The 26761-nt window shown below is 63.3% G+C and carries 28 protein-coding genes; 17 read left to right on the top strand and 11 right to left on the bottom strand.

Going from position 1 to position 26761, the window contains the following annotated elements; all coding sequences use genetic code 11:
• Positions 1-16: 16 nt before the first annotated feature.
• A complete protein-coding gene (locus tag IE071_RS08480) occupies positions 17-1363 on the bottom strand; it encodes a hypothetical protein (protein WP_189440651.1) in 1347 nt (448 codons plus the stop codon).
• Positions 1364-1546: 183 nt separating this feature from the next.
• Between IE071_RS08480 and gorA the strand changes: the two genes are divergently transcribed.
• Positions 1547-2893 carry a glutathione-disulfide reductase gene (gene gorA, locus IE071_RS08475; RefSeq protein ID WP_189440650.1) on the top strand — a complete coding sequence of 449 codons (1347 nt, stop codon included), beginning with the start codon at positions 1547-1549 and terminating at the stop codon, positions 2891-2893.
• 14 nt (positions 2894-2907) lie between these two features.
• On the top strand, positions 2908-3687 hold the full coding sequence (hutG, locus tag IE071_RS08470; RefSeq protein ID WP_189440649.1) for an N-formylglutamate deformylase: 780 nt from the start codon (positions 2908-2910) through the stop codon (positions 3685-3687).
• Between the two features lie 536 nt (positions 3688-4223).
• Here the strand turns inward: hutG and IE071_RS08465 are convergent.
• The 7 genes from IE071_RS08465 to asnS all read right to left on the bottom strand — a co-directional run bounded on the left by IE071_RS08465 (position 4224) and on the right by asnS (position 10302).
• Positions 4224-4652, bottom strand: a complete 429-nt coding sequence (locus IE071_RS08465; RefSeq protein WP_189440648.1) for a RidA family protein — start codon at positions 4650-4652, stop codon at positions 4224-4226.
• Positions 4649-5323, bottom strand: coding sequence for a carbonate dehydratase (gene can, locus IE071_RS08460; protein WP_425503442.1), 675 nt, complete (start codon positions 5321-5323; stop codon positions 4649-4651). The genes IE071_RS08465 and can overlap by 4 nt, the downstream gene beginning before the upstream one ends.
• 47 nt (positions 5324-5370) lie before the next feature.
• Complete coding sequence (locus IE071_RS08455; protein WP_189440646.1) at positions 5371-6837, bottom strand: aldehyde dehydrogenase; 1467 nt, start codon at positions 6835-6837, stop codon at positions 5371-5373.
• A 67-nt stretch (positions 6838-6904) separates the two neighbouring features.
• Positions 6905-7696 (bottom strand): SDR family oxidoreductase, encoded by a 792-nt coding sequence (locus tag IE071_RS08450; protein ID WP_189440645.1) that lies wholly within the window; start codon positions 7694-7696, stop codon positions 6905-6907.
• A 22-nt stretch (positions 7697-7718) separates the two neighbouring features.
• Complete coding sequence (locus IE071_RS08445) at positions 7719-8033, bottom strand: hypothetical protein (RefSeq protein WP_189440644.1); 315 nt, start codon at positions 8031-8033, stop codon at positions 7719-7721.
• Positions 8030-8887 (bottom strand): MalM family protein, encoded by an 858-nt coding sequence (locus tag IE071_RS08440; protein WP_189440643.1) that lies wholly within the window; start codon positions 8885-8887, stop codon positions 8030-8032. Before IE071_RS08440 ends, IE071_RS08445 begins: the two co-directional genes overlap by 4 nt.
• A gap of 14 nt (positions 8888-8901) precedes the next feature.
• Entirely contained in the window at positions 8902-10302 is a 1401-nt protein-coding gene (gene asnS / locus IE071_RS08435; protein WP_189440642.1) for an asparagine--tRNA ligase, read from the bottom strand.
• A 160-nt stretch (positions 10303-10462) separates the two neighbouring features.
• Here asnS and IE071_RS08430 point away from each other — a divergent pair, with 160 nt between their 5' ends.
• The 7 genes from IE071_RS08430 (at position 10463) to radA (ending at position 16550) form a co-directional block, all read left to right on the top strand.
• Entirely contained in the window at positions 10463-10789 is a 327-nt protein-coding gene (locus tag IE071_RS08430; protein ID WP_189440641.1) for a HesB/IscA family protein, read from the top strand.
• A 174-nt stretch (positions 10790-10963) separates the two neighbouring features.
• On the top strand, positions 10964-11395 hold the full coding sequence (gene rpsF / locus IE071_RS08425; RefSeq protein WP_189440640.1) for a 30S ribosomal protein S6: 432 nt from the start codon (positions 10964-10966) through the stop codon (positions 11393-11395).
• A 14-nt stretch (positions 11396-11409) separates the two neighbouring features.
• A complete protein-coding gene (gene rpsR / locus IE071_RS08420) occupies positions 11410-11640 on the top strand; it encodes a 30S ribosomal protein S18 (RefSeq protein WP_007081973.1) in 231 nt (76 codons plus the stop codon).
• Positions 11641-11860: 220 nt separating this feature from the next.
• Complete coding sequence (gene rplI / locus IE071_RS08415) at positions 11861-12310, top strand: 50S ribosomal protein L9 (RefSeq protein WP_189440639.1); 450 nt, start codon at positions 11861-11863, stop codon at positions 12308-12310.
• 266 nt (positions 12311-12576) lie between these two features.
• Positions 12577-13971, top strand: coding sequence for a replicative DNA helicase (locus IE071_RS08410; RefSeq protein WP_189440638.1), 1395 nt, complete (start codon positions 12577-12579; stop codon positions 13969-13971).
• Positions 13972-13990: 19 nt separating this feature from the next.
• On the top strand, positions 13991-15079 hold the full coding sequence (alr, locus tag IE071_RS08405; RefSeq protein ID WP_189440637.1) for an alanine racemase: 1089 nt from the start codon (positions 13991-13993) through the stop codon (positions 15077-15079).
• An 85-nt stretch (positions 15080-15164) separates the two neighbouring features.
• Positions 15165-16550 carry a DNA repair protein RadA gene (radA, locus tag IE071_RS08400; RefSeq protein ID WP_189440636.1) on the top strand — a complete coding sequence of 462 codons (1386 nt, stop codon included), beginning with the start codon at positions 15165-15167 and terminating at the stop codon, positions 16548-16550.
• 14 nt (positions 16551-16564) lie between these two features.
• Here the strand turns inward: radA and IE071_RS08395 are convergent, their stop codons facing one another.
• Positions 16565-17365 (bottom strand): cytochrome C assembly family protein, encoded by an 801-nt coding sequence (locus tag IE071_RS08395; RefSeq protein WP_189440635.1) that lies wholly within the window; start codon positions 17363-17365, stop codon positions 16565-16567.
• 96 nt (positions 17366-17461) lie between these two features.
• On the opposite strand from IE071_RS08395, the gene ffh reads away from it, so the two are divergent.
• From ffh to rplS, 5 genes are all read left to right on the top strand, one after another.
• Positions 17462-18841 carry a signal recognition particle protein gene (gene ffh / locus IE071_RS08390; protein ID WP_189440634.1) on the top strand — a complete coding sequence of 460 codons (1380 nt, stop codon included), beginning with the start codon at positions 17462-17464 and terminating at the stop codon, positions 18839-18841.
• Positions 18842-19040: 199 nt separating this feature from the next.
• A complete protein-coding gene (gene rpsP / locus IE071_RS08385; protein ID WP_189440633.1) occupies positions 19041-19295 on the top strand; it encodes a 30S ribosomal protein S16 in 255 nt (84 codons plus the stop codon).
• Positions 19296-19297: 2 nt separating this feature from the next.
• On the top strand, positions 19298-19813 hold the full coding sequence (rimM, locus tag IE071_RS08380; RefSeq protein ID WP_189440632.1) for a ribosome maturation factor RimM: 516 nt from the start codon (positions 19298-19300) through the stop codon (positions 19811-19813).
• A 35-nt stretch (positions 19814-19848) separates the two neighbouring features.
• Positions 19849-20622 (top strand): tRNA (guanosine(37)-N1)-methyltransferase TrmD, encoded by a 774-nt coding sequence (gene trmD / locus IE071_RS08375; RefSeq protein WP_189440631.1) that lies wholly within the window; start codon positions 19849-19851, stop codon positions 20620-20622.
• Positions 20623-20666: 44 nt separating this feature from the next.
• Positions 20667-21077, top strand: coding sequence for a 50S ribosomal protein L19 (rplS, locus tag IE071_RS08370; RefSeq protein ID WP_189440630.1), 411 nt, complete (start codon positions 20667-20669; stop codon positions 21075-21077).
• A 100-nt stretch (positions 21078-21177) separates the two neighbouring features.
• Here the strand turns inward: rplS and IE071_RS08365 are convergent, their stop codons facing one another.
• Both IE071_RS08365 and epmB read right to left on the bottom strand, forming a co-directional pair.
• A complete protein-coding gene (locus IE071_RS08365; RefSeq protein WP_189440629.1) occupies positions 21178-23220 on the bottom strand; it encodes an EAL domain-containing protein in 2043 nt (680 codons plus the stop codon).
• A gap of 133 nt (positions 23221-23353) precedes the next feature.
• Positions 23354-24364 (bottom strand): EF-P beta-lysylation protein EpmB, encoded by a 1011-nt coding sequence (gene epmB, locus IE071_RS08360; RefSeq protein WP_189440628.1) that lies wholly within the window; start codon positions 24362-24364, stop codon positions 23354-23356.
• Between the two features lie 90 nt (positions 24365-24454).
• On the opposite strand from epmB, the gene efp reads away from it, so the two are divergent.
• The 3 genes from efp to IE071_RS08345 all read left to right on the top strand — a co-directional run bounded on the left by efp (position 24455) and on the right by IE071_RS08345 (position 26735).
• Entirely contained in the window at positions 24455-25033 is a 579-nt protein-coding gene (gene efp / locus IE071_RS08355; RefSeq protein WP_189440627.1) for an elongation factor P, read from the top strand.
• Positions 25034-25134: 101 nt separating this feature from the next.
• On the top strand, positions 25135-26466 hold the full coding sequence (locus tag IE071_RS08350; RefSeq protein ID WP_189440959.1) for a TRZ/ATZ family hydrolase: 1332 nt from the start codon (positions 25135-25137) through the stop codon (positions 26464-26466).
• Positions 26467-26480: 14 nt separating this feature from the next.
• A complete protein-coding gene (locus tag IE071_RS08345; protein WP_189440626.1) occupies positions 26481-26735 on the top strand; it encodes a YciI family protein in 255 nt (84 codons plus the stop codon).
• Positions 26736-26761: the final 26 nt, after the last annotated feature.

Below are 26761 nucleotides of genomic sequence, written 5' to 3'. Positions count from 1 at the left end.
ATTCGTGCCGAAGGGCTTATCGCTGGTCCACTGTAATGATCTGCTCGGACAAGGTCTTGCCGCGGATATCCCATGCGCGCAAGCGATAACGCCCTGGACGGAGGTACAGCTTGCTCGCGGTCTCGCCCTGCATGAAGGCGTAACGATCGGCGGCGATGGCGTCGTTCGACTCGTCGATATAGTGCGCGTCGACGACGCAGGGCGAGGTAACTTTGCAGAGTGCCGTGCTGACCGCGTACGGAAAGCGCTCATTGTGCAGGGTGAGCCATTCGGGACGTTGCGTGTTGACGTAATGCGCCAGCATGGGTTGGGCACGCACCATGTCGTGCACGATCGTCGAAGGCTGGACATATCCGCTATCGAGTGCACCCTGACCAGTGGGCGGCAGGATTACGTTGACGTCGTACAGATCCGGGTGGGCGCTCCAGGGCTTGCTGGTGATGCGGTTGAGCAACACGGTGGGACCATCGGGCGGAAATTCCTTGATCAGCTGCTGGTAGTCATCTGGCTCACTCGGGATCTGCTCACGGAACTGGGTTTGATCGACTGATAGCGGTTCGATGCCAGTCAGTTTCTGCAACTGCATGGCCATCGGTATGGTGCTGCCAAGACGCCCTTTTGCCTTGTCGATATGTGCATAGCCGGCATGGACGAACAGGCGAGCGTTGGGGTCTTTGGCAAACACCTTCTTGTACAGGTTGTTTGCCTGCCCGATTTCACGATCTTGGGTGGTGCCCCTGTCGACATCGTAAGACACGACCGTGTAGCCCAACTTGAGCGCCATGCGCACAATGTCACCGTACGAGGGTTCACGCAGATATTCGGTGCCGCTTGCCATGGTCGGATAGCCGCGCTGCATCAGCGCGGCATCTTCGTCGACCAGGGCTTCGGCAGCAAAATAGTTGAAGCCAAGCGCACGCAAGCGGGGCAGCAAGGCAAGGGTAAGTTGCCTGGTATGGGCATCGTGATGGGCTTCGTTGACCAGCACGGTGCGCCGGTCGGAGGCCAGTTTCGTGACGACGTCGGCAGCACTGGCTGGCATCCACTCAGCCGCTGTGGGAAGCGTCGTATCCGCCGATGCGTGACTCTTGAGAGGGAAGTCGCGAATGGCTTCGTTGTAGAGGCCCAGTTCGTCCTCGGTCGAGGCAAACATCTGCATGGCGAGCTGGCGGTCGGATACGGGAAGTTCCGGTATCGTCTTGACCAGGTAGATGTAGCGGGCCAGATCGTTAGGCTGCTGATCCAGCTCATGGAACATCTTGACCGCAGCTGGGCTGAACGTCTGCGCGAGGCCGGCCGGCACCAACAGCACCACAAGGCATAGTCCGATTGAAACCACTCTGGTCGAGATTCTGATCAGCATGCTCAAACCCATCTGGGTGATTCGAGCCAAGCGTGCACGTGAACTACCTGCTAAGCAAGCAATTGTCGATGCGACAACTTTGGCCTATGCGCGGGTGCGATTGCGCCTGTCTCGTCGGTACTGGTTTGATACCGAGATCAGGCGTCATAAGCTAGATTCGAGCAAATCCCCGAGGGCGCTTCGATGACGGCAAGCCATGACCTGATCGTGCTCGGCGCCGGTTCCGGCGGCCTGGCCACTGCCTTCCGCGCCGCGCAGCATGGCGCGCGGGTTGCCTTGCTCGACCCGGGCGAACTGGGTGGTACCTGCGTGCATCGCGGCTGCGTACCGAAGAAGGCGCTGTGGTTTGCCGCGCAGTGGGCGCAGGCCCAGCAGTTTGCGGTCTACGTGGGTTTTGCGTCGGAACCGGGTCCGCTGGACTGGGAGCGCTTTCGTCAGGTGCGACTTCGCTATATCGATGCGATCGATCAAAGCTATGCCCGGCGCCTGCAGAGCGCGAGCGTGCAGTTGATCCGTCAAGCTGGCCGTTTTGTCGCAGCCGATACGATCGAGCTGACCGATGGCAGCCAGTTGCAGGCAGCGCAGATCGTGATTGCCACCGGCGCACGTCCGCGCACGCTGGCATTGCCGGGTTTTGGGCTGGGGATGGTTTCCGATGATGTCTTTGCGCTGCAGTCATTGCCGCGACGGGTGGCGATCGTGGGCGGGGGTTATGTCGCGGTGGAGTTTGCCGGTTTGCTGCAGGCACTCGGCAGCAAGGTGGAAGTGCTGGCACACGAGCACCTGCTGGAAGGCTTCGATACAGAACTGGTGCTGGCATTGCGGGAACTGATGGAAGCGCAAGGCATCCGGGTCAACCTGCACAGTGCAATACAGGCGGCACATCGTGGGGACGCAGGCATCCTGCTCGACGATGCGCCGACCGGTTCGCGCGGCCCCTACGACGCGCTGCTGTGGGCGGTAGGCCGTGTGCCGAACAGCGAGGCGTTGGAGCTCGGTTCGATCGGCGTGGAAACCGACGAGCGTGGCCACGTGCTGACCGACGCGCGGCAGGATACCAACGTGAAAGGTGTCCACGCGGTCGGCGACGTTACCGAGCGCAAGGCGTTGACGCCGGTGGCCGTTGCGGCTGGCCGGCGCCTGGCGGACCGGTTGTTTGGCGGTCAGCCGGATGCACAGCTGGTTTACGAGAATATTCCCAGTGTGGTGTTTTCCGAGCCGCCGCTGGGCATGGTCGGGCTGACCGAGGAAGCGGCTCGTGAACAATATGGAGATGCGGTCACCGTCTACCGCAGCCGATTCACACCGATGCAGTGGGCGTTGGCCGGCATGCAGGGGCAGAGTCTGATGAAGCTGGTCTGCGTGGGTCGCGACGAACGCGTACTCGGCATCCATGCGCTGGGTCCGGGTGCCGAAGAAATGTTGCAGGGCTTTGCGGTAGCGCTGAAGCTCGGCCTGCGCAAATGCGACCTGGATGCGACCGTGGCGATCCATCCCAGTTCCGCCGAAGAACTCGTGCTGATGGGCTGAGTACAATGCTGCGCATGAGCAACTTCACCTTGCAGCGCGGCCATGTGCCGCTGTTGATCAGTCTGCCGCACGACGGCAGCTTCATTCCCGACGACATCATCGTGCGAATGCATCCAACTGCACGCCGTTCGCCGGATACCGACTGGCATGTGGGGCGGCTGTACGAGCCGCTGGCGCAGGCGCTAGGCGCCAGCGTGCTCAAGCCGTTGGCGTCGCGTTATGTGATCGACCTCAACCGGCCTGCCGATGGGCATGCGTTATATCCGGGGCAGCGCGAAACCGGTCTGGTTTCGACGATCGGTTTCGACGGCGAACCGCTGTATCTGGATGGCTGCGAACCGGACAGCGTGGAAGTTCAACAACGGATAAACGAATTCTGGCAGCCCTACCACCAGGCACTGGCGCATGAACTTGCGAGACTGTGTGCCGAACACGGCCGGGCTGTGCTGTGGGAAGGTCATTCCATTCGCAGCCAGGTACCGCTGCTGTTCGAGGGGCGTCTGCCGGATTTCAATCTCGGCACGGCTACTGGGGCGAGTTGCGGTTCGGCGCTGCAGGCGCAGTTGCAGACCTGTCTTGAATCGCAGTCACGCTACAGTTTTGCCGTCAATGGACGCTTCAAGGGCGGCTACATCACCCGTCATTACGGTGATCCCGATGCCGGAGTGCAGGCGGTGCAGTTGGAGCTGGCGCAGCTCAACTACATGGACGAGGCGAGCTTCGAATACGACGATGGGAAGGCGCCAGCGGTGCAGGAACTCATCGGTCGGATGCTGCAGGCCTGTCTGAAATGAGCGCAAATTATTGCGTGCTTCAGTGCGTTGAATAAAAGTCAAGATCCTGCGCGCCAGACACGTAGAAAGTCGCGCACCCCATTCAGCTTTGGTATCCCATTTCCGCCGCATTGTGGACTCGTCGCGCCACCCGTGTTGCCGGGTTCCGGCCGGGCTCGCGATACCCCATTTCCGAGGCTCAACATATGATGCGTAAACTTCTGATCGCTTCCCTGCTCGTGGCGGGCGTTGCGCTTTCCGGTTCTGTGTTGGCCCAGGCGGCTGCGCCGAAGGCTGCCGCTGCAGCGGAACAGGCCGCTCCCGCGACTGCTCCGGCTGCGGCGCCGATGGCTGCCCCGGCAGCTGATGCCGCCCCGGCTGCGGCTGCCGCTCCCAAGGCCCACAGCAAGAAACATCACAAGCACCACAAGGCTGCCGCAGCGGCAGCCCCGGCGGCTGCCAGCACGGCAGGCTGATCGTCGGCTGGATGATGGTGTGAATCGAAACCCCGCCGGTGCAGACCGGCGGGGTTTTTCATGCGCAGCGCGGCAGAGCGCTCAACGCGCGGATGGTGGCATTGCCGCGATGCATTTCAGCTCAATCGCGATCGGTGTCGGCAGGGCGCTGATGCCCAGCGTGGTACGGCACGCATCCACGCCCGCGAAGTATTCCGCGTACAGCCGGTTGTAGGTGGCAAAGTCGCGCTGCATGTCGGTCAGAAACACGGTGACATCGACCAGATCAGCCCAGGTGGCACCGCTGGCTTCCAGCACGGCGCGCACGTTGGCAAACACCTGCCGGCATTGCGCCTCGATGTCGTAGTCGACCAGCTGGCCGTCTGCATCGTGCACATTGCCGGGAATCGCGTTGCTGCCGGGCTGGCGCGGACCGACGCCGGACAGGAACAGCAGGTCGCCGACGCGCCGCGCATGCGGATAGGCGCCGACCGGCGCAGGCGCGGCATCGGTGTGGATGACTCCGCTCATGGGTGCGTTGCCGGCAGCCGCGTCAATCGCCGCAGGGCGTTTTCGTAGGCGGGTTCCAGTGCCATGCGTGAATCGACATGCATATCCAGATCGTTCATATGGCCATTGTCGAGGCTGTAGCACCATGCGTGCACAGCGAGTTTCTGGCCGCGTTCCCAGGCGTCCATCACGACCGTGGTACGGCAGGTATTGGTCACCTGTTCGATCGCATTGAGTTCACACAGGCGGGTATTGCGCAGCGACATCAAGTCCATGGAGGCGAGCAACGAGGAATGCTTCTCCGCCACGTCGCCGACATGCCGCAACCAGTTGTCGACGAGGCCGAGTCGGCGTTCGTCCAGTACGGCCTGGATGCCACCGCAGCCGTAATGGCCGACGACGATGATGTGCTCGACCTTGAGGATGTCCACCGCGAACTGGATCGCACTGAGGCAGTTGAGGTCGCTGTGCGAGACCACGTTGGCGACGTTGCGCTGCACGAAGATCTCGCCCGGCGGCAGGTCGACGATCTGGGTGGCCGGCACGCGCGAATCGGAACAGCCGATCCACAGGTATTTCGGTGACTGCTGCTTCGCCAGATACTCGAAGAAATGCGGGTCTTCCGCGTGTCTGGCGGCGGACCAGCGGCGGTTGCCATCGAGCAGTTCTTGCAGGGGACGGGTCACTGTCAGGTACTCATTGGTGCGGCTTGCGCCGCGGGTGGATCAAAGGAACCAGATCAATAGCGGATGCAGATGTTTTTCGACTCGGTAAAGAAGTGCAATGCGTCGAGGCCACCTTCGCGACCGAGTCCGGACTGCTTGGCGCCGCCGAACGGCGTGCGCAGATCGCGCAGCAGCCAGCAATTGATCCATACGATGCCGAACTCAAGCCGGCCGGCGAGCCGGTGGGCACGGGAGAGATCCTGTGTCCACAGTGAAGCGGCGAGTCCATAGCGGCTGTCGTTGGCGATCGCCAGCGCCTCGGCCTCGTCCTCGAATGGAATCAGGCTGACCACCGGGCCGAAGATTTCCTGCTGGTTGGTCTGCGCCGCAGACGGCAGGCCTTCGATCACGGTCGGCGTGATGAACCAGCCATCGGCACAGCGACCGGACAATCGGATCGATTGACCGCCGCACAGCACGTGGCCGCCTTCGACGCGGGCCTGTTCGATGCAACCGAGCACCTTGTCGTAATGCGCTCGCGAAACCATCGCGCCGAGATCGCTGTCGGCATCTGTCGGATCACCGATGCGCAGCGCCTGAACGCGCGCAAGGTAGCGCTCGCGGAAGGCGTCATAGATCGAGCGCTGCACCAGCAGGCGTGAACCGCACAGGCAGATCTCGCCCTGATTGGCGAAGCCCGAGCGCACGATGGTGTCCAGGTTCGCCTCGGAAAGATCGGCATCGGCAAACACGATCGCCGGATTCTTGCCGCCCATTTCCAGCGACACTTTCTTGAACTGTGGCGCGGCGACACGGGCGATCTGTGCGCCGGTGGCGGTGCTGCCAGTGAAGGAAATCGCCTGCACCGACGGATGCTCCACGATCGCCTGACCGACGCTGGGTCCGCGCCCCTGCACGATGTTCAGCACGCCGGCTGGAAACCCGGCCTCGATGCTCAGTTCGCCAAGCAGCGCCGCGGTGCATGGAGTCACTTCCGACGGCTTGGCCACCACCGTGTTGCCAGCGGCCAGCGCCGGCGCGATCTTCCAGGTGAACAGGTACAACGGCAGGTTCCATGGGCTGATGCAGCCGACCACGCCGAGCGGTTGACGCAGGGTGTAGTTGATCGCGCCGGTACCGACGGCACCGGTTTCCATCGCGTGCGACTCGCTGCCCCAACTCATGATCGCCGCCGCGAAATAGCGCAGGTTGCTGATCGCTCGCGGGATATCGAGCCGGCGTGCGAGGATCAACGGCTTGCCGCTGTCGCGCGATTCCAGCGCTGCGAATTCTTCAAGCCGTGCTTCGATCAGGTCAGCCAATCGCTGCAGCAGGTGCGCGCGCTGTTCAATCGGGGTGTTAGCCCAGCCGGCGGCGGCGCGGCTGGCGGCAGCGACGGCGGCAGCGACGTCGTCCGGGCTGGAATCCGGGCACTGTGCAAACACCATGGCGGTGGCCGGTTCGTGCACCTCCAGCCATGCATCATGCTGCGGCGGCTGCAGGCGACCGTCGATCAGATTGGCTAGGCGCAGGGTAGGCATCTGCACAAGCTTAAAACCAGCGTGCTGCAAATGCACCGGACGCTGGCGTATGCGTGCGCGATCTGGCTCAACTCAAGGCGCGGGTGCGGCCGCCATCGACCGCGATGCTGACGCCGTTGACGTAGGCGGCGGCAGGTGTGCACAGGAATGCGATCACCGCTGCCACTTCGCTGGCTTCACCGAAGCGACGGGCCGGGATCGTGGCGATCAGGTCCTGTGCGATCGCGTCTTCGGTCTGACTGCTTGCGGCGGCTTTCGCGGCCAGCAAGCCATCGAGGCGGCCGGTGCGGGTGTAGCCGGGCAACACGTTGTTGACGGTGATGCCGTCGGCAGCCAGTTCGCCGGAGAGCGTCTTGGCCCAGCCGGCGACGGCGGCGCGCACGGTGTTGGATACGCCGAGCCCCACGATCGGTTCTTTCACCGAAGTGGAGATCACATTGACGATGCGGCCGTAGCCGCTGGCGCGCATGCCGGGCAAGAGTGCCTGCAACAAGGTCTGACCGGCCAACAGGTGCTGCCGGAATGCGGTTTCAAACGCGGCTGGGGTGGCGGCATGTGCCGGACCGCCCGGTGGTCCGCCGCTGTTGTTGATCAGGATATGCACCGGTTCGCTGGCGGCGATCCCGCTGGCGATCGCCTGCAGACTGGCAGTGTCCAGCATGTCGACGCTGCGCCAGTCGTGGCGCTGTGCGGCATGCTTCCGTGGCAGGTTCTCGGCGACGATCTTGAGGGCATCTGCCGAACGCGCCAGCAAGGTGACGCTGGCGCCCAGTTCGGCCAGTTCGATCGCGCTGGCACGACCGATGCCTTGCGAGGCGCCGCAGACCAGCGCATGCCGTCCACTCAGGTCCAGTTGCATGCAGGTTCTCCGTTCGGTTTGATCAGTGCAGCAACAAGCGCATCGCCAGTGCCGCGAACCAGCACAGCCAACCTAGCCACGGACTGTAACGCCAGACCTGGAGCCAGCGGTTGATGGTCACATCGCCCAGCGCAGGCAGTGCCGGGGAGCGCAGCACGTGCTGCATGCGGATCCAGGTGCGGAACGTCGAAGTCTTGCCGTGCTCCGGCTCGGCAATGACCTGCCAGTGTTGCGGGTAGCGTTTGCGCAGCAACGCGGCAAGCCGGAACTGGGCCACATACGACAACAGGAGCAAGCCCACGCCGCCGATCAGCAGGCCCAGGTAAAGGATGATCATGGCGAGCTGCGGTGGTTGGTCTTGCTGTCGTTGCTGCTGCCACTGCTGCCGTTGCTGGTGTTGCTGTTGATCCATGGCAGCGGCAGTGCGGTGCGCAGGGTGTTGAGGACGCCGTCGCCTTTTTCCGCCTTCTTGCAGATCGCGTTGTCGATGGCCTTTTCGTAGGTCTTGTTCATCAGGCCGACCCACAGCGAACCATCCGGGCCATGCGGAATGCTGAAGCTGCCGGTGGAGTTCATCTTCAGGGTCGCCGTGGTGGTGGTCGAGATCGACGCGGGCGACTGCTCCCAATAGGTCTTGCCTGACTGCTGTTCGGCGGAGCTGTAGACCAGCAGATAGCGCGCTTGCGGCTCGTTGACCTTGACGCTGCCGAAGGCGCCGGTGGTTTCGTCGCTCCAACCCATGTGTTCGCACAGCCCGATGTCTTCGGAGCGGATCGGCTGGAAGGCCTCATCCAGCAGCACGATGGTCGGCGCGAACAGGTAGCTGGCGTGCAGCCAGCGGCCATTCAATTCGGATTTCATGGCTACCCGGTACGGCAGCTTCACGTCGGCCGGCAAACGGAAGGCCAGGAAGTAGCTGTGGGTGCCATTGAGGTTGGCGACCATGCTGCCGCTGCCCAGCGTGAACTTCTGCGGTTGCCACGGCAGCGTGCTGCTATAGGAAAAGTCGGCGAAGCTGCTGCAGCATGGTGAGGCCTGGAGCAACTGCTGTTGGGCCAGCTTCAGCGCATCACCGGTGTTTTCCGAAGGTGGCCGCAGATTGGGCGGAATCAGCACCTTGGCGGTGTGACAGCCAGCCAGCAGAACGGCGAGAGCCAGTGCAGCGATGGTGGCAGGGAAGCGATGCGACATAACAGATGGGGTACTCAGAATTCGGCCGTACCGGCCGCGCGAGGGTAGGGGATGGCGTCGCGGATGTTGGACAGGCCGCAGACGTAAACCAGCAGCCGCTCGAAGCCGAGGCCAAAACCGGCATGCGGGACCGTGCCGTACCGGCGCAGGTCACGGTACCAGCCATAGCTGGCGGGATCGAGACCGAACTGGATCATGCGGCGATCGAGGTAGTCCAAGCGTTCTTCACGCTGGCTGCCACCGATGATCTCGCCGATGCCTGGGGCCAGCACGTCCATCGCGGCAACGGTCTTCTCATCATCGTTCAAGCGCATGTAGAACGCCTTGATCGCCTCGGGGTAGTTCATTACGACCACGGGACGGCCAATATGTTTCTCGGCCAGATAACGTTCGTGCTCGGTCTGCAGGTCGATGCCCCAGGCGACCGGGTAGTCGAACTTCTGGCCCGACTTCTTCAGGATCTCGATCGCGTCGGTGTAGTCGATGCGCTCGAACGGCTGCGCAATGAACGCCTCCATCCGGCTGATCGCATCCGGCTGCACGCGCTCGGCGAAGAAAGCCATGTCGTCGGCGCGTTCGTCCAGCACGGCCTTGAAGATCGCCTTGAGGAAGCCTTCGGCGCAATCGGCATCGGCGGTAAGGTCGGCAAATGCGATCTCCGGCTCGACCATCCAGAACTCGGCCAGATGGCGCGGCGTGTTGGAGTTCTCGGCGCGGAAGGTCGGGCCGAAGGTGTAGACCTTGCTCATCGCCAGGCAGTACGCCTCGACGTTGAGCTGGCCGGACACGGTGAGGAACGCCTCGCGGCCGAAGAAATCCTTGCGGAAGTCGATCTTGCCGTCGGGCAGGCGTGGCAGGTTGGCCAGGTCCAGCGTGGACAGGCGGAACATGTCGCCGGCGCCTTCGGCATCCGAAGTGGTGATGATCGGCGTGTTGATCCAGAAGAAACCCTGCTCGGTGAGGTGGCGGTGGATCGCCGTCATCATGGTGTGGCGCACCCGCGTCACCGCGCCGAACAGGTTGGTGCGCGGGCGCAAGTGGGCGACCTCGCGCAGGAATTCCATCGAATGCTGCTTGGGCTGGATCGGGTAGGTTTCCGGGTCGTCGACCAGGCCGGTGACGATCACTTCATCCGCCTGCAGCTCGAAACTCTGGCCCTTGCCCTGTGAGGGCACCAGGATGCCGGAAACGATCACGCCGGCGCCGGCGGTGAGATGCAGTACTTCACTGTGGTAGTTGCCTAGCGTGGCCGGCACCACAGCCTGGATCGGGTCGAAGCAGGAGCCATCGGTCACGTTGACGAAGGACAGGCCAGCCTTGGAGTCGCGGCGCGTGCGCACCCAGCCGCGCACGGTCACCTTGCTGCCGGCTTCGAGCTTGCCGGAGAGAGCCTGCTTCACACTGACCACGGCCATCGTTGAAACTCCTGCTGATGCACCGCATATCGGCGCGTATGGATGAACGGCGCGCGCGCCGCGGCACGCAAGGCCAAACCGGCATGATAATGTAGCCGTTGCCCGCGCTGCGACTTTCCGGGCTCCCGCAGTGCAGTTTTATCGAGGTTCGATTCGCTCCATGACGATCACCATCACACCCGCCGCCAACGAACGCATGCGCCACTTTCTGGCCAACACGCCAGCGGCGGCCGGTGTGCGTTTCGGCGTCAAGCGCACGGGTTGCTCCGGGTTTGCCTACGTGGTGGATCTGGCCGAGTCCATTGGTGAGGGCGATCAGGTGGTCGATGTGGACGGGCTGTCGTTGATCGTCAACGACAAGAGCCTGGCGATGGTCGAGGGTACTGTGATCGACTTTCAGCGGCAGGGTCTCAACGCCAGCTTCGTGTTCCACAACCCGAATGCCACCGGCGAATGCGGCTGTGGCGAGAGCTTTACCGTCAGCTGACCAAAGTTCGTGTCGTTCAGGTCATGATTTTCAATGACTTGCGCGATCATTCGCCGACACCGTACAATTCCGCTTCTGTCCGCGCCCGCTTGGGTGCCGGCAGGACACTTGCCTCACCGCACCAGCGGGAGGCTGCGAGGCCGCAAGGCCGCATCCACAAGGAGTCAACCCACAATGACCCTGCGTCATTACGAAGTTGTGTTTATGGTCCACCCTGACCAGAGCGAGCAGGTTCCGGCGATGCTCGAGCGCTACAAGGCGCTGATCGAGACCGACGGCGGCAAGATTCACCGTCTGGAAGATTGGGGCCGTCGTCAGCTGGCCTATCCGATCGTGAACCTGGCCAAGGCACATTACGTGCTGCTCAACATCGAAGTGAGCCAGAACGCGCTGACCGAGCTGGAGTCGGGTTTCCGCTTCAACGACGCCGTGTTGCGCCATCTGGTCGTGCGTCGTGACGAGGCCGATACCGAGCCGTCCTTCATCCTGAAGTCGAAGGAAAAGGATGACGCCAAGTCCACCCGTCGCCGCGACGACGAGGGTGATGGCGAAGGCCGCGGCCGTGACCGCGATGACCGCGACAACGATCGCGACAGCGACGACTGATAGGAACCCAGACCATGTCCAAGTTTTTCCGCCGCCGCAAATTCTGCCGCTTCACTGCCGAAGACGTGAAGGAGATCGACTACAAGGATCTCAACACCCTGCGTCAGTACGTCACCGAGAACGGCAAGATCGTGCCGAGCCGCATCACCGGTACCAAGGCGCGTTATCAGCGTCAGCTGGCCACCGCGATCAAGCGCGCACGCTTCCTCTCGCTGCTGCCGTACACCGACAACCACGACGTCTGACCTGTGATCCCTTCTCCCCTCCGGGGGAGAAGGTGCCCGCAGAGCAGATGAGGGGCGGGTGCTCGCGATCAGGTTCGTCGAAGCGTGCTTCGAACAACCGATTGCGCAAGCCCAGCCCCTCACCCCAACCCTCTCCCCGAAGGGGAGAGGGTGCAAGACCTTCGGACAACCGTCCTCTGGCTGCGCCGGGCCACACCGGTGCTAACGAAAAGGAAGCATCATGGAACTCATTCTTCTGCAGAAAGTCCGCAACCTCGGCACGCTTGGCGACAAGGTCAACGTGAAGCCGGGCTACGGCCGCAATTTTCTCCTGCCGCAGGGCAAGGCCGTACGCGTCAATGCCGCCAACCTGGCTGCGTTCGAGCAGCGTCGCGCCGAGTACGAAGCGAAAGCCAACACTATGTTGACCGACGCCGAAGCCCGCAAGGTCAAGCTGGCCGACGCGTCGGTGACGATCTCTGCGCATGCCAGCGCGGAAGGCAAGCTGTTCGGTTCGGTCGGCCCGCGCGATATCGCCGAGGCACTGGCCGCTGCCGGTCACGCCGTCAACAAGGGTGAAGTGATCCTGGGCGAAGGCCCGCTTCGCAACACCGGCGAATATGACGTCGCGGTCCACCTGCACGCCGATGTCCACACCACCGTCAAGGTGATCGTGGTCGGCGACAAGTAAGCTGATACCGCCATCTTCCTGATGGAAACAGAAGGGCGCCCTTGGGGCGCCCTTCTGTTTTTGACGGCCCAATAATCAGGAATTTCGCCAGCTCCGCCCCGTGAGTCTGCATCTGTCGCAAAGGATGAGCGCGGATCGGTGCATGTTTTATCCACGCCAACTCACAGGTTATCCACAGAGTTGTTGTCTCGTGCCTGACCGTGGGGCCGCGTATGCTGGCACGGACACGTGCAGCATCGTGCTGGCTATTGCTTGAGAGAATCCCGATGTCCTTCGTGCCCGAACGCAAACCCTCATCTCCTGCCATCGAGGCGTTGCGCATACCGCCGCATTCCATCGATGCCGAGCAGGCGGTGCTCGGCGGCTTGATGCTGGCACCGGATGCGTTGGACAAGGTGGCCGACCGGTTGGCCGAGCAGGACTTCTACCGCAAGGATCACCGGTTGATCTGGCGCGCGATCAACGAACTGGCGAACAAGGGCATGCCGTGCGACGCGGTGACCCTGGGCGACTGGTTCGAAACCAACGGTCTGGCCGAGATGGTCGGTGGCGCCGGCTACCTGATCGAGCTGGCCAACAGCACGCCCAGCGCCGCCAACATTGCGGCGTATGCCGAGATCGTGCGCGAGAAGTCGGTGATGCGCCAGCTGATCGATGCCGGCACTTCGATCACCGAGGACGGTTATCGGCCCGAAGGCAAGAGCGTGCAGGAAGTGCTGGAAAGCGCCGAGCAGCGCGTGTTCCACATTGCCGAGTCCGGCGCGCGCGGCAAGAAGGATTCCGTCTCGATGCGCGAGGCGGTGAAGGATGCGTTCCGCCTGCTCACCGAGCGTTACGAGAATCGCGGTCAGCTCACCGGCGTCAGTACTGGCTTCAATGATCTGGACAGTCTCACCTCCGGCCTGCAGCCGTCGGATCTGATCATCGTGGCGGCGCGCCCGTCGATGGGCAAGACCGCGTTTGCGCTGAACATCGCCGAGACCGCTGCCTTGGGCGGCAAGAAGGCGGTGGTGGTGTTCTCGATGGAAATGTCTTCCTCGCAGCTGGCGTTCCGCCTGATCTCCTCGGTCGGTCGCATCCACCAGCAGCACCTGCGCAACGGCACGCTGGAAGAGGAGGACTGGCCGCGAGTCTCCAACGCGATCGCGCTGCTGTCCGACGCCAAGATCTTCATCGATGACACACCCAGCCTGTCGCCGGTGGAAATGCGTTCGCGTGCGCGCCGGCTGCATCGCGAGCACGGTGGGCTGGGCCTGATCGTGATCGATTACCTGCAGCTGATGCAGGTGCCCGGCAACAAGGAGAATCGCGCCACCGAAATTTCAGAAATTTCGCGTTCACTCAAAGGCCTCGCCAAGGAGCTGAACGTACCGGTGATCGCCCTGTCGCAGTTGAATCGCTCGCTGGAACAGCGCGCCGACAAGCGCCCGATGATGTCCGACCTGCGCGAGTCCGGCGCGATCGAGCAGGACGCCGACGTGATCATGTTCATCTACCGCGACGAGTACTACAACAAGGAATCGGCGGACAAGGGCATCGCCGAAATCATCATCGGCAAGCAGCGCAACGGTCCCACCGATACCTGCAAGCTGACCTTCCTCGGTCACTACACCAAGTTTGTGAACTACGCGCCGGATTCGTTCGTCGGGTCGTTCGACTGATCCCGGACTTCCGTTTGCCATGAGCCGCACCACCGTCGCCACCATCCACCTCGGTGCGCTGCGCCACAACCTGGCGCGGCTGAAAGCGCTCGCTGCGCCAGCGAAAGTGATGGCGGTGGTCAAGGCCGACGCCTATGGCCACGGCTTGGAGCGGGTGGCTCGTGCGTTGAACGGCGAGGCCGAGGCGTTCGCGGTGGCTGCGCTCGGCGATGGCCTGCGGCTGCGCGCGGCGGGACATCAGCAACGCATCGTGGTGCTGTCCGGTCCCGACAACGTCCGCGACATCGCCGAAATGCAGCGGCTGCAGCTGGACGCGGCGATCCATCACGAGGCGCAGTTGCAATGGCTGACGCAGGCCGAGCCGGTGCGTGGACGTTTGCGCGTGTGGTTGAAGATCGACAGCGGCATGCATCGGCTCGGCTTCGCGCCGGAGCACGTGGCCGATGTGCATGCGCGACTCGCCGCGATGCCAGGCATCGATCCTGAGATCGGCCTGCTTACCCATTTCTCCGATTCCGAAGTGTTTGACGGCGAACAGACGCCAGCGCAGATCGCCCGTTTCGCCGAGGCGACACGGATGTTCGATGGCCCGCGTTCGCTGTCCAATTCCGCCGCGGTGCTTGGCTGGCCCGACGCGCGTGGTGACTGGGTACGCACCGGCGGTCTGCTGTACGGCTTGTCGGTGGTCGACGGCAAGACAGGTGCCGACTTCGGTTTTCGTCCGGCGATGACGCTGAGCACGCGGCTGATCGCGATCAACCAGATCAAACGTGGTGAACGCATCGGCTACAACGGCACTTGGACGTGTCCCGAAGATATGCCGGTCGGCGTGGCCGCTGTCGGTTACGGCGACGGTTATCCGCGCAGTGCCATGGCCGGCACGCCGGTGCTGGTCGGCGAACAGCGCGTGCCGCTGATCGGCCGCGTCTCGATGGATCTGATCACGCTTGATCTGCGCGATGCACCGGCCGCGAAAATCGGTGATCGCGTGCTGCTGTGGGGGCCGGAATTGCCGGTCGAACTGATCGCCGCGCAATCCGGCACTATCTCCTATGACCTCACCTGCGGCATGACCCGTCGCGTGCTGTTCGTCGAAGACGAAAGCTGACAGCCTCTGGCGCCGCGGCGTCTCGTAGTTTGCGATGAGCGCAAGCTAAGCTGTTCGCATCACAAGTATCCAGCCGGAACCCCTCATGGCCAAAGCCAAGACCGCCTACGTCTGCACCGAGTGTGGCGCCGAGCACAACAAGTGGCAGGGGCAATGTGTCGAGTGCGGGGTGTGGAACACGCTCAGCGCGATCGTGCTGACGCCGGCGTCGGTAGCCGTGTCGTCCGTTGGCGCGCAGCGTTCCAGCTACGCGGGCAACGCCGCCGGTGTGGCGCGCATCACGCCGCTGACCGAAGTGGCGTTGACCACCGAGGCGCGCACGCTCACCGGCATCGGCGAGCTGGATCGGGTGCTTGGCGGTGGGCTGGTGCAAGGCTCCGTGGTGCTGATCGGTGGCGATCCCGGCATCGGCAAGTCGACCCTGTTGCTGCAGATGCTTGGCACGCTGGGCGCGCATCTGCCCAGCGTGTATGTCACCGGTGAGGAATCGCTGTCGCAGGTGGCGTCGCGCGCGCAGCGGCTGGGCCTGCGACTGGAGCCGCTGCAGGCGCTTGCCGAAACCTGCATCGAACGCATCCTCGAGCAGGCGATGGCCTCGCGGCCGCGCGTGCTGGTGATCGATTCGATCCAGACGATCTGGACCGAGTTGCTGGCGGCAGCGCCGGGCTCGGTGTCGCAGGTGCGTGAGTCCGCCGCCAAGCTCACTCGTTTCGCCAAGGAAACCGGCACTTCGGTGTTCCTGGTCGGTCATGTCACCAAGGAAGGCGGCATCGCTGGCCCGCGTGTGCTCGAGCACATGGTCGATGCGGTGCTGTATTTCGAGGGCGAATCGGGCAGCCGCTTCCGCATCCTGCGTGCGTTCAAGAACCGCTTCGGTGCGGTGAACGAACTGGGCGTGTTCGCGATGTCCGACAAGGGCCTGCGTGAAGTGCCGAATCCGTCGGCGATCTTCCTGTCCTCTCATAGCGGGCCGACCTCGGGTAGCGCGGTGATGGTGACACGCGAAGGCACCCGCCCGCTGCTGGTCGAAGTGCAGGCACTGGTCGATCAGTCCTCGCTGGGCAATCCGCGCCGCGTCACCCTGGGGCTGGAACAGAACCGGCTGGCGATGCTGCTGGCCGTGCTGCATCGGCATGGCGGCGTGGCGGCGTATGACCAGGACGTATTCGTCAACGTGGTCGGCGGCATCCGTGTGCAGGAGACGGCAGTCGATCTGCCGGTGCTGCTGGCGGTGTTGTCGTCGTTGCGCGATCGGCCGTTGCCGGAGCACACCGTCGCGTTCGGCGAGGTCGGCCTGTCCGGCGAGATCCGCCCGGTGCCGAATGGCGAAGAGCGTCTGAAGGAAGCCGCGCATCATGGCTTCCGTCGCGCGATCGTGCCGAAGGCGAATGCGCCGAAGAAGGGCAAGGTCGGCGAGATGGAGGTGATCGGTGTGGAGCGATTGGCGGAAGCGATCGACGCCTGCCGCTGAATTTTCGAGGGTACTCAGCCCACTGGGCGATGCAGGATCAGTTCCAGCACGAATTTCGAGCCGAAGAAGGCCAGCACCAGGGCGACCATACCGATCAGGGTGAGGTTGACTGCACGCTGGCCGCGCCAGCCATGGCGCCAGCGGCCGTACAGCAGCACGCCGAACACCAGCCAGGCCACGATCGACAGGATCGTCTTGTGCGCCAGGTGCTGGCTGAACAGGTTGTCGACGAACAGCGCACCGGTGAGCAAGGTCAGCGTCAACAACACGAAGCCCGCAGCGATCAGTCGGAACAGCAGGGTTTCGGTCAGCGTCAGCGGCGGCAGCGCGCGCAGCCATGGACCGAACTGGCGATGGCGCAAGGCGCGTTCCTGCACTGCCAACAGGATGGCCAGCACGGTCGCGATCGACAGCACGCTGAACGCGATCAGCGCCACCGTGACATGCAGCTTGATCTGCCAATCCATCGTCAGCGGCAATGTTGGCGGTGCCAGGAAGCTGTCTACCGCAACCAGCAGCGCGGTGAGCGGAAACACGATCACGCCGAGGGCGGCGACCGGGCGCGAGAGATTTACCAGCAGGGTCAGTGTCGACACCACGAAGGCGACCAGTGACAGCGCAGCGAAGAAGTGCAAGTCCAGTGCGCCGCGATGCATGCCGAGTAGGATGCCGGCGTGGATCAGTACTGCACAGCCGGCGAGGCTCAGTGCCAGCCGGTTCAGCGGCTGGCCACCGCTCAGCAGGGGGCGCGCCAGGCCGCCCGCGGCAGCGAGGTACAGCACGATGGCGAGCAGGGCGAAGACGTGGATGACCATAGCCGCGGAGTGTCGCACAGGCTCCGCCGGGCGTGCATGCGGAGCAGGCCGCTCGGTCCGCTATAATCGAACACTTTCCTGTACGCCGGTCCCGTCATGTTCGAGTCGCTCAGCCAACGTCTTTCCACCACCGTCAATCGCCTGCGCGGCCGCGGCCGGCTGACCGAGGAGAACATCCGCGAATCGTTGCGCGAAGTGCGCATCGCGTTGCTGGAGGCGGACGTCGCGTTGCCGGTGGTGCAGGCGCTGATCCAGCGCATCAAGGTGCGTGCGGTTGGCCAGGATGTGCTGAAGAGCCTGTCGCCGGGTCAGGCGCTGGTCAAGGTGGTCAGCGACGAGCTGACGGTGGTGATGGGTACCGCCAACACCGAACTGAATCTGGCCCAGACACCGCCCGCCGTGGTGCTGATGGCCGGCTTGCAGGGCGCCGGCAAGACCACCACGGTGGCCAAGCTGGCGCGGCTGTTGACCGAGCGCAAGAAGAAAAAGGTGATGGTGGTCAGCTGCGACGTCTATCGTCCGGCGGCGATCGAACAGCTGCGTACGCTGGCCGAACAGGTCGGCGTGAAGTTCTTCCCGTCCGAGGCGGGGCAGGATCCGGTGGCGATCGCGAAGGCTGCAGTCGCTGCGGCGCGTCGTGAAGTGGTCGATGTACTGATCGTCGATACCGCCGGTCGTCTGCACGTGGACGAGGCGATGATGGCCGAGATCAAGGCCTTGCATGCCGCGATCACGCCGGTCGAAACCCTGTTCGTGGTCGATTCGATGACCGGCCAGGACGCCGCCAACACCGCCAAGGCTTTCAGCGAAGCGTTGCCGTTGACCGGCGTGATCCTGACCAAGACCGACGGCGATGCCCGTGGTGGTGCCGCATTGTCGGTGCGTTATGTCACGGGAAAGCCGATCAAGTTCCTCGGCGCCGGCGAGAAGACCGACGCGCTGGAGCCGTTCCATCCCGATCGTCTGGCGCAACGCATCCTCGGCATGGGCGACGTGCTGTCGCTGGTCGAGGAAGTCGAGCGCAAGGTCGACCAGGAGAAGGCGCAGAAGCTGGCCCAGAAGGTGATGAAGGGCAAGCGCTTCGACCTGAATGACATGAAGGATCAGCTGGAACAGATGGGCAACATGGGTGGCCTCGCTGGCCTGATGGACAAGCTGCCAGGCGTGGCCAGCCTGCCGGACAGCGTCAAGTCCAAGGTCAACGACGGCGAGATGAACCGGATGGTCGCGATCATCAATTCGATGACCAAGAAGGAGCGTCGTCACCCCGATCTGCTGAACGGTTCGCGCCGCGCCCGTGTGGCGCGCGGTTCCGGTACCCAGCCTGCTGATGTCAACCGCCTGCTGAAACAGTACATGCAGATGGAAAAGATGATGTCCAAGCTGTCCAAGGGCGGCAGCAAGGGTCTGATGCGGCAGATGCGCGGTGCCATGAAGGGGATGGGCGGCATGGGCGGTTTGCCGCCGCCACGCTGAAAGCTGGGGAACGAGTGGAGCGGAGTAAGAAATGAGAGAAAGCCGGGTCTGACGCCTCACTCCCGTTTCTCACGCCTCTTCACTCGCTCACTCCTCGCCGTCAGCCCTTCCCTTTTCCCGAAAAACCGCTAAAATGCCCCGTTTACCGCGCACGTCTCTCGTGTGCCTGCCGCTCATTCGGCAATTCTGGAGTTTTACCATGGTCAAGATTCGTCTTTCGCGCGGTGGCGCCAAGGGCCGTCCGTTCTACCACGTCGTCGTGACCGATCAGCGCAGCAAGCGCGACGGCCGCAACATCGAGAACGTCGGTTATTACAACCCGGTCGCGTCGGGCAAGGACAAGCGCCTTGAGCTGAACGTCGAGCGCGTCAAGGAGTGGGTGGGCAAGGGCGCCCAGCTGACCGACAAGGTCGCCGCTCTGGTGAAGGAAGCCGGCAAGCAGCAGGCTGCCTGAGTATGACTGTAGCCAGTCGGCGCGTCCTGATCGGACGCATCGTCGGGCTGTACGGTGTGCAGGGCTGGCTCAAGATCGAATCCTGGGCTGAGCCGCGCATGCGGATCTTCGACTACCAGCCTTGGCTGCTTACTGCAGCGCCGGGTGTGGAGACGCAGATCACGGGAGTGAAGGGTCGTACGCAGGGCAAGGGCATGGTGGCCCAATTGCCTGGAGTGGACGACCGCGAACAGGCAGCAGCGCTTATCGGTCATGACATCTATGTCACCCGTGAGCAGTTGCCGCCACCCGCGAAAGATGAGTATTACTGGGTCGATCTCGAAGGACTTGAGGTCGTCACCACGGAAGACGTGAAGCTGGGGCGGGTCAGTCACCTGTTCGCCACCGGTGCCAACGACGTCGTGGTAGTGAGGGATGGCGAGCGCGAGCGGCTGATTCCTTTCATCCAGGGTTCGTATGTGCGTTCAGTGGACTTGTCCGCCGGGCGCATGGTGGTGGACTGGGATCCTGAATTCTGACGTCGCCGGGTTGCGGGACATAAGGACCAAGGATCATGCGCATCGATGTCGTCAGCCTGTTTCCCGACTTCGTGCGTCAGTGTGCCGCCGTTGGTGTAGTGGGACGCGCGCAGCAACGCGAGTTGCTGCAGGTGGAAGCCTGGAACCCGCGCGACTACGCCACCGACAAACACCGCAGTGTGGACAGCAGCTCGTATGGCGGCGGTCCCGGTATGGTGATGATGATTGAACCGTTGCGCACGACCCTGGCGGCCATGCGTGACGCCGTACCGGAACCGGTGCATCTGATTTATCTCAGTCCGCAGGGAGCGCGGCTGACGCAGGGCAGGGTGGAGGCGCTGGCGAAACTGCCGCGCATCGCGCTGCTTTGTGGACGTTACGAAGGTGTGGACGATCGTCTGCTGGCGCACGAGGTCGACGAGGAGCTTTCCATCGGCGATTATGTGCTGTCCGGCGGTGAGCTTGCCGCGGCGGTGATCATCGACGCGGTGGGACGCTTGCAGGACGGTGCGTTGAATGACGCGCAGTCAGCCGAGCAGGATTCATTTTCGGATGGCCTGCTGGATTGTCCGCATTATGGAAAACCGGTGCACGATGCGCTGGGTGATGTACCGGAGGTGTTGCTGTCCGGTGACCATGCGGCGATCGCCCGCTGGCGCCTGAAGCAATCGCTGGGACGAACCTGGTTGCGCCGCCCGGACTTGTTGTCACAGCGTGGGCTGGATGCGAAATCCCAAGCCTTGCTGGATGAATTCCGCCGTGAACATGCTCAAGCTGAGCGGTTGCGGCAAGACGATGCGGCCGAATGACGACCGCAGCATTGATATCGCTAAAGTGAACCGACAGGTGCGCCATGAACAAGATCATTGAACAGTTCGAATCCGAGCAGATCACCCGCCAGCTGCCGGAATTCAGCCCCGGCGACACCGTGGTGGTCAACGTCAAGGTGAAGGAAGGCAACCGCGAGCGCGTGCAGGCGTTCGAAGGTATCGTCATCGCCAAGCGCAGCCGCGGCCTGCATTCGGCCTTCACCGTGCGCAAGATTTCGCACGGCACCGGCGTGGAGCGTGTGTTCCAGGCGCACAGCCCGGCCATCGACTCGTTGACCGTGAAGCGCAAGGGCAAGGTGCGCGGCGCCAAGCTGTATTACCTGCGTGGTCTGGAAGGCAAGGCTGCCCGCATCAAGGAAGACATCGCCGCAGTCTCCGCTGCCAAGATCAGCGCCAAGGCGGCAGCAGCTGCCGCAGCATCCGCCGCCGAGTAATCCACCCCGCGGTTGTCGCTGCATGAAAAAACCCGCGGAGCGATCCGCGGGTTTTTTGCTGTCAGTGCGTCGGCGCCGGGGTCAGGCAAGTTCCCGCTGATTACTCCAGCCGCATCGGCAGCTGCAGGAAATTACCCTGCACGAAGTCCACACCGCAGGCGAAGAGCAGCGACGTGCTGGTGGCATCCTCGACCCATTCGGCGATGGTCTGACGCTTCAGTTCGCGCGCTTGCTGGCAGATCTCGGCGATCTTCTTCTGGCTTTCCGGGTGTTGCGGCAGTTCGGCCATGTAGCTGCGGTCGATCTTCAGGTAATCCGCGTCGACATGATTGAGCAACTGGAACGAGTTCAGGCCCGAGCCGAACTGTTCCAGCGCGAAACGGCCACCCAGTTTCTTCCAGCCGTTGACGAACTCCTGTGCCGGACGCAACAGCGTCATGACCTTGCTCTCGGTCATTTCCAGCACCAGATGGCCGCGTTTGAGCGCGGCCTGTCCAAGTCGTTCACGCAACCACGGGAGCAACGTGTCGTCCTGCAGCGAGGCCGCCGTGAGCTTGATGAAGAAGGTGGTCTGTTGCCCCTGTCCCTCGCGCGACTGCAGCGCGGTGATGGCTTTATCGAGCACCCAGCGGTCGATTGCACCGGTGAGGTTGTGTTTCTCGGCGATCGGCATGAAGAAGCCTGGCAGCACTTCACCTTGCGGGCCGTTCATGCGCAGCAGGATTTCCGAGTAATCGCCTTCGACATCCTGCAGGCTGATGGTCTGCTGGTGATAGAGCACCAACCCATTTTTCGCCAGCGCCTGCTGCAACAGTTCCAGCCAGTAGCGGTCGCGCTCCTCGTCGGCTTTTTCACGTGCAGCCGGGTCATGCAGTTCCACCTTGCTGCCGCCGAGGCTCTGCGCCGTGCGCAAGGCCTGACTGGCCTGGTTGAGCAGCAGATCCGTGTTGGCGTTCTTTTCGCCCAGCAGGCTGCCGCCGATGCTGGCGGTGACCGTGATCGAGCGGGCGCCAGCATCGAAGATCTCGTTGCTGACACTGTGCTGGAGTTTGGCGATCCATTCCCTGATCGCCTCGTCCTCGCGCGTGTCGAGTATTACACCGAGCGTGTGTTCGGCGAGCATGCCGGCGATGTCGTCGGCACCCAACAGCATGCGGATGCGATCGGCGAAGCGGGCCAGCAATTCATCGGCTTTGCCCAGGCCAATGCCGCCCACCAGTGAAGCCCAGTTGTCGGGTTCGATCAGCAGCAATGACTGGCCCTTCTTGCCCTTGGTGGCGGCGGTGACGGCGTCGTCGACGCAGCTCAGCATGTGCGCGCGGTTGAACAGCCCGGTGACCGGGTCGCGCTGCAGTTGTGCCAGCATGGCCAGATCGACAAGTTGCCGGCGAAACACGATCTGCAGGCAGGGTTCGCCCTCGAATGTGGCCGGCGCGAATTCCACCGTGGCGTCGAAGTGGCTGCCGTCGGCGCGCCGTGCACGCAGGGTGAGCTGGGACGGCATCTTTTCCTGGCGCGCGTGGCCGCGCAGCAGCGACTTGAACTCGTCCGCATTGGCTGCATCGATCATGTCCATCACGGGCAGCCCGAGCAGGTCGTCGAAACTGTCGTAGCCAAAGGTTTCCAGATAAGCGTGGTTGGCACGCACGTGCATGCCCTCATGCACGTAGGCGATCGCATCGGTGGAGGAGTCGAGCAGCGCATCGCAGCGACGCTCCGATTCACGCAGCGAGGTTTCCAGTCGGCGCACCTGGCGGCGCGTCTGCAACGCATCGAATTCGCGATTGAGCACCGCGATCAGCTGCTTCGGCTGGCTACGTGAGGCGACGCCACGGGCACCATGCACGAACATGTCGGCAATGACCTGGTTTTCGAAAGTGTTGACCAGGCCCAGCAGCGAATAATCGCGACCGTAGGCGTCGAGCACTTTCACCGCTTCAGCCAGGGTGATGGTGGTGACCGCCGGGTCGAACATCACCACATCCGGCTCCAGCTCATTCACCGCCGTCTGCAGCTGTTCGACGTTGGTGGCGCGGGCTGGCCGCACGGCGATGCCGGTGTTGCGCAGCAGGCTGATGATCTGTTCGGCCTCCTCGAGCGAGCTCTCGATGAAGAGGATCTTGATGACGTAATCTTTTTTCATGGGGCGTTGAGCTGTCCGTTGATCACCGCGGGCTGGGCGAAACGACCCGGGGGTCGTTCACCATTGATGTTTGTAACGGATTCCGCCAGTGGCCGCCAGCGAAAAACCGCACATCGGTGATCGGGTCCCGGATTTACACTGGCCGCTTGGAGGCGTCGCCGCCCACTTCGCGCACCAGCCGGGGTACCAGATAGCCTGGCAGTCGCGCGCGAAGTGCTTCCATCAACGCCAGCGCACGGATGTCGTTGACCTCGAAGTGCGCGGCGCCCTGCACGCGATCGAGCTGATGCAGGTAGTACGGCAGTACGCCGGCAGCGAACAGTCGCTCGGACAAGTCAGCCAGTGCCTCGGCATCGTCATTGATGCCACGCAGCAGTACCGACTGGTTCAACAGCGTGGCGCCGGCATCACGCAGGCGGGCGCAGGCGGCATCGACGCTGGCGTCAAACTCGTTGGCGTGATTGGCATGCAGCACGACCACCTTCTGCAGTGGCAGCGCGGCCAGCCAGGCGACGAAGGCATCGTCGATCCGTTCGGGCAGCACGACCGGCAGGCGGGTATGGATGCGCAGGCGGATCACATGGGGCAGCTCGGCCAGGCCGAGGGTCAGTTCCTCGAGTTTGTGCGTGGCCAGTGCCAGTGGATCGCCGCCGGACAGGATCAGCTCGCGGATCGACGGGTCGGCCTTCACGTGGGCGAGGGCATCGCGCCACTGCGACGCAGCGGCGATCTCCTCGCCATAGGGGAAGTGCCGGCGGAAGCAATAACGGCAGTTCACCGCACAGCTGCCACTGGCGATCAGCAGCGCACGTCCGTCGTACTTGTGCAGGAGGCCGTGTCCAGCCTTGGACGCCATGTCGCCCACGGCATCCATCGTGAAACCCTCGACCAGGTCGTGCTCAGCCTGTTGCGGAAGCACCTGCAGCAGCAGCGGGTCGGTCGGGTCGTTGCGGCGCATCCGCGCGACAAAGCCACGCGGAACCCGCAAGGCGAAGCCGGCATCGTCGACCGGCAGCAGATCAGTGCGGTCGCCCAGGCCCACCGCCTGCAGCAGTTCGCCAGCGTCGGTGATGGCATCCCGCCACAGCTCGCGCCAGCCGGGAGCAGGCGACGATAGGCGGGAATGGGGGCTTGCGGTTATCATGTCGGGCCTTGGTGCGGGCGCTGTAGCCCGTGACATATTCATTCTAATTCTACCGCCCATAAGGCGTAGTGACTCCGGAGCAGACAGCGCATGGCGACCCTTGGCCTCAATGACGTCAAAACGGGCAAGAAGATCCTTCATAACGGTGATCCCTGGATCATCACCGAAGCGGACTTCGTCAAGCCGGGCAAGGGCCAGGCATTCACCCGCATCCGCATCCGCAACCTGAAGGACGGCCGCACCACCGAGCAGACGCTGAAGTCCAGCGACTCCTTCGAAGAGGCGGATGCCACCGATACCGACATGCAGCTTTCGTTTATCGACGGCATCGGCAAGGAGCGGGTGTGGCACTTCATGAACATGGAGACCTTCGAGATGGTGCCGGCTTCGCTGGCCGCGATGGGCGATGCCTGGAAGTGGCTCAAGGGTGAGGAAGAATGCGTGGTCACGCTGTTCAACGGCGGCATCGTCGCCGTGCAGGCGCCGAAGTTCGTCGAGCTGAAGATCACCGAGACCGATCCCGGCGTACGTGGAGATACCTCCGGCGGCGGTGGCAAGCCGGCCACGCTGGAGACCGGTGCCGTGGTGCGCGTGCCGCTGTTCGTCAATCAGGACGAAATCATCAAGGTCGACACCCGCACCGGCGAGTACGACAGCCGCGTGAAGTGACGGGCTGGCGCGCCATTCCGCTTCCAGCAACAAGATGATCAGGAGGGGCGGTTGCCGCAAGGTGCCGCCCTTTGTCGTATCCACTTTCGAAGCGAGTCATGATGAGTCAGATCACACCACAGCCCATCGACCTGTTGATTGAAGCGCGTTGGATCGTGCCGGTGGAGCCGCACGGCGTGGTGTTCGAGAACCATGCGGTGGCCGTGGATGGCGACCGTATCGTCGCGTTGCTGCCGATTGCCGACGCCCGTGCTGCCTACGCGCCACGCGAACGCGTCGAGCTGGCCGAGCACGCACTGATCCCCGGCCTGATCAACAGCCACACGCACAACCCGATGACCCTGCTGCGCGGCCTCGCCGATGATCTGCCGCTGATGGTGTGGCTGCAGCAGCACATCTGGCCGGCCGAGGCGAAGGTGATCGGGCCGGAATTCGTGCGCGATGGGGTGGAGCTGGCGGTGGCCGAGATGCTGCGCGGCGGCACCACTTGCGCCAACGAGAACTACTTCTTCCCCGACGTGATCGGCGCGACGTACCGGCGCATGGGTTTCCGCGCGGTGGTTGGCTTGCCGGTGATCGAGTTCCCGACTGCGTGGGCGAAGAGCCAGGACGAATACTTCGAGCGCGCCGGCGAAGTGCACGACAGCTTTCGCGGCGACAATCTGGTCAGCACCGCGTTCGCGCCGCACGCGCCGTACACGGTGTCGGACGAGAGCTTCGAGCGCATCCGCGTGCTGTCCGATCAGCTCGACATCCCGGTGCATCTGCACACGCACGAGACCGCGCACGAGGTCGAGGACGAAAAGGCCAAGAGCGGTCTGCGCCCGTTCCAGCGACTGCAGAAACTCGGTCTGGTCAACGACCGCCTGATTGCAGTGCATATGACCCAGTTGACCGATGGCGAGATCGCCGCCTGCGCTGCGGCTGGCGTGTCGGTGGTGCATTGCCCGGAATCCAATCTGAAGCTGGCCTCGGGCTTCTGCCCGGCGGAGAAGCTGCGCGTGGCCGGCGTCAACGTGGCGCTCGGCACCGACGGCTGCGCCTCCAACAACGATCTGGACATGTTCGGCGAGATGCGTACCGCCGCGCTGCTGGCCAAAGCCGTGGCCGGTGATGCGGCGGCGTTCGATGCGGCGTTCGCGCTGCGCGCCGCCACGCTCAACGGCGCAAAGGCGATCGGGCTGGAAGCGAAGATCGGCTCGATCGAAGTCGGCAAGCAGGCCGACTTTGCGGCTATTCGTCTGAGCGATCTGGAAACCCAGCCGATGTTCCATGTCATCTCGCAGCTGGTCTACGCGACCGGCCGCCATCAGGTCAGCGACGTGTGGATTGCCGGCAAGCGCAAGCTGGCTGCACGTGAACTGATCGGTGTCGACACCGCCGCGATCCTGGACAAGACACGCGCCTGGCGCGAACGCATCGTCGCTGGTTGAACCCGAGGACGCCCGTGAACCGTTATCTCGTCATCCTGATGCGCAAGCCGCATGTCGACCCTGCCGTGGTATCGATGCACCGTGACTTTCTCGACGATCTGCGCGCCCAGGGTCGCAATGAAATGAACGGCCCGTTCGGCGATGGGTCCGGCGGCGCCTATCTGCTGCGCGCGAACGATCTGGACGAGGCCATGGCCATCGTGCAGCGCGATCCGGCACATATCAGCGGCGGTTGGGAGATCACCGTCCATGCATGGCAGGCCAGCTAGGCTGCCGGTACTTCTTGAGCACACGA

The sequence above is a fragment of the Rhodanobacter panaciterrae genome, assembly GCF_014651895.1.
GTDB lineage: Bacteria > Pseudomonadota > Gammaproteobacteria > Xanthomonadales > Rhodanobacteraceae > Rhodanobacter > Rhodanobacter panaciterrae.
The sequence above is the reverse complement of the archived record's forward strand: the minus strand, read 5'-3'. Positions and strand labels throughout refer to the sequence as shown.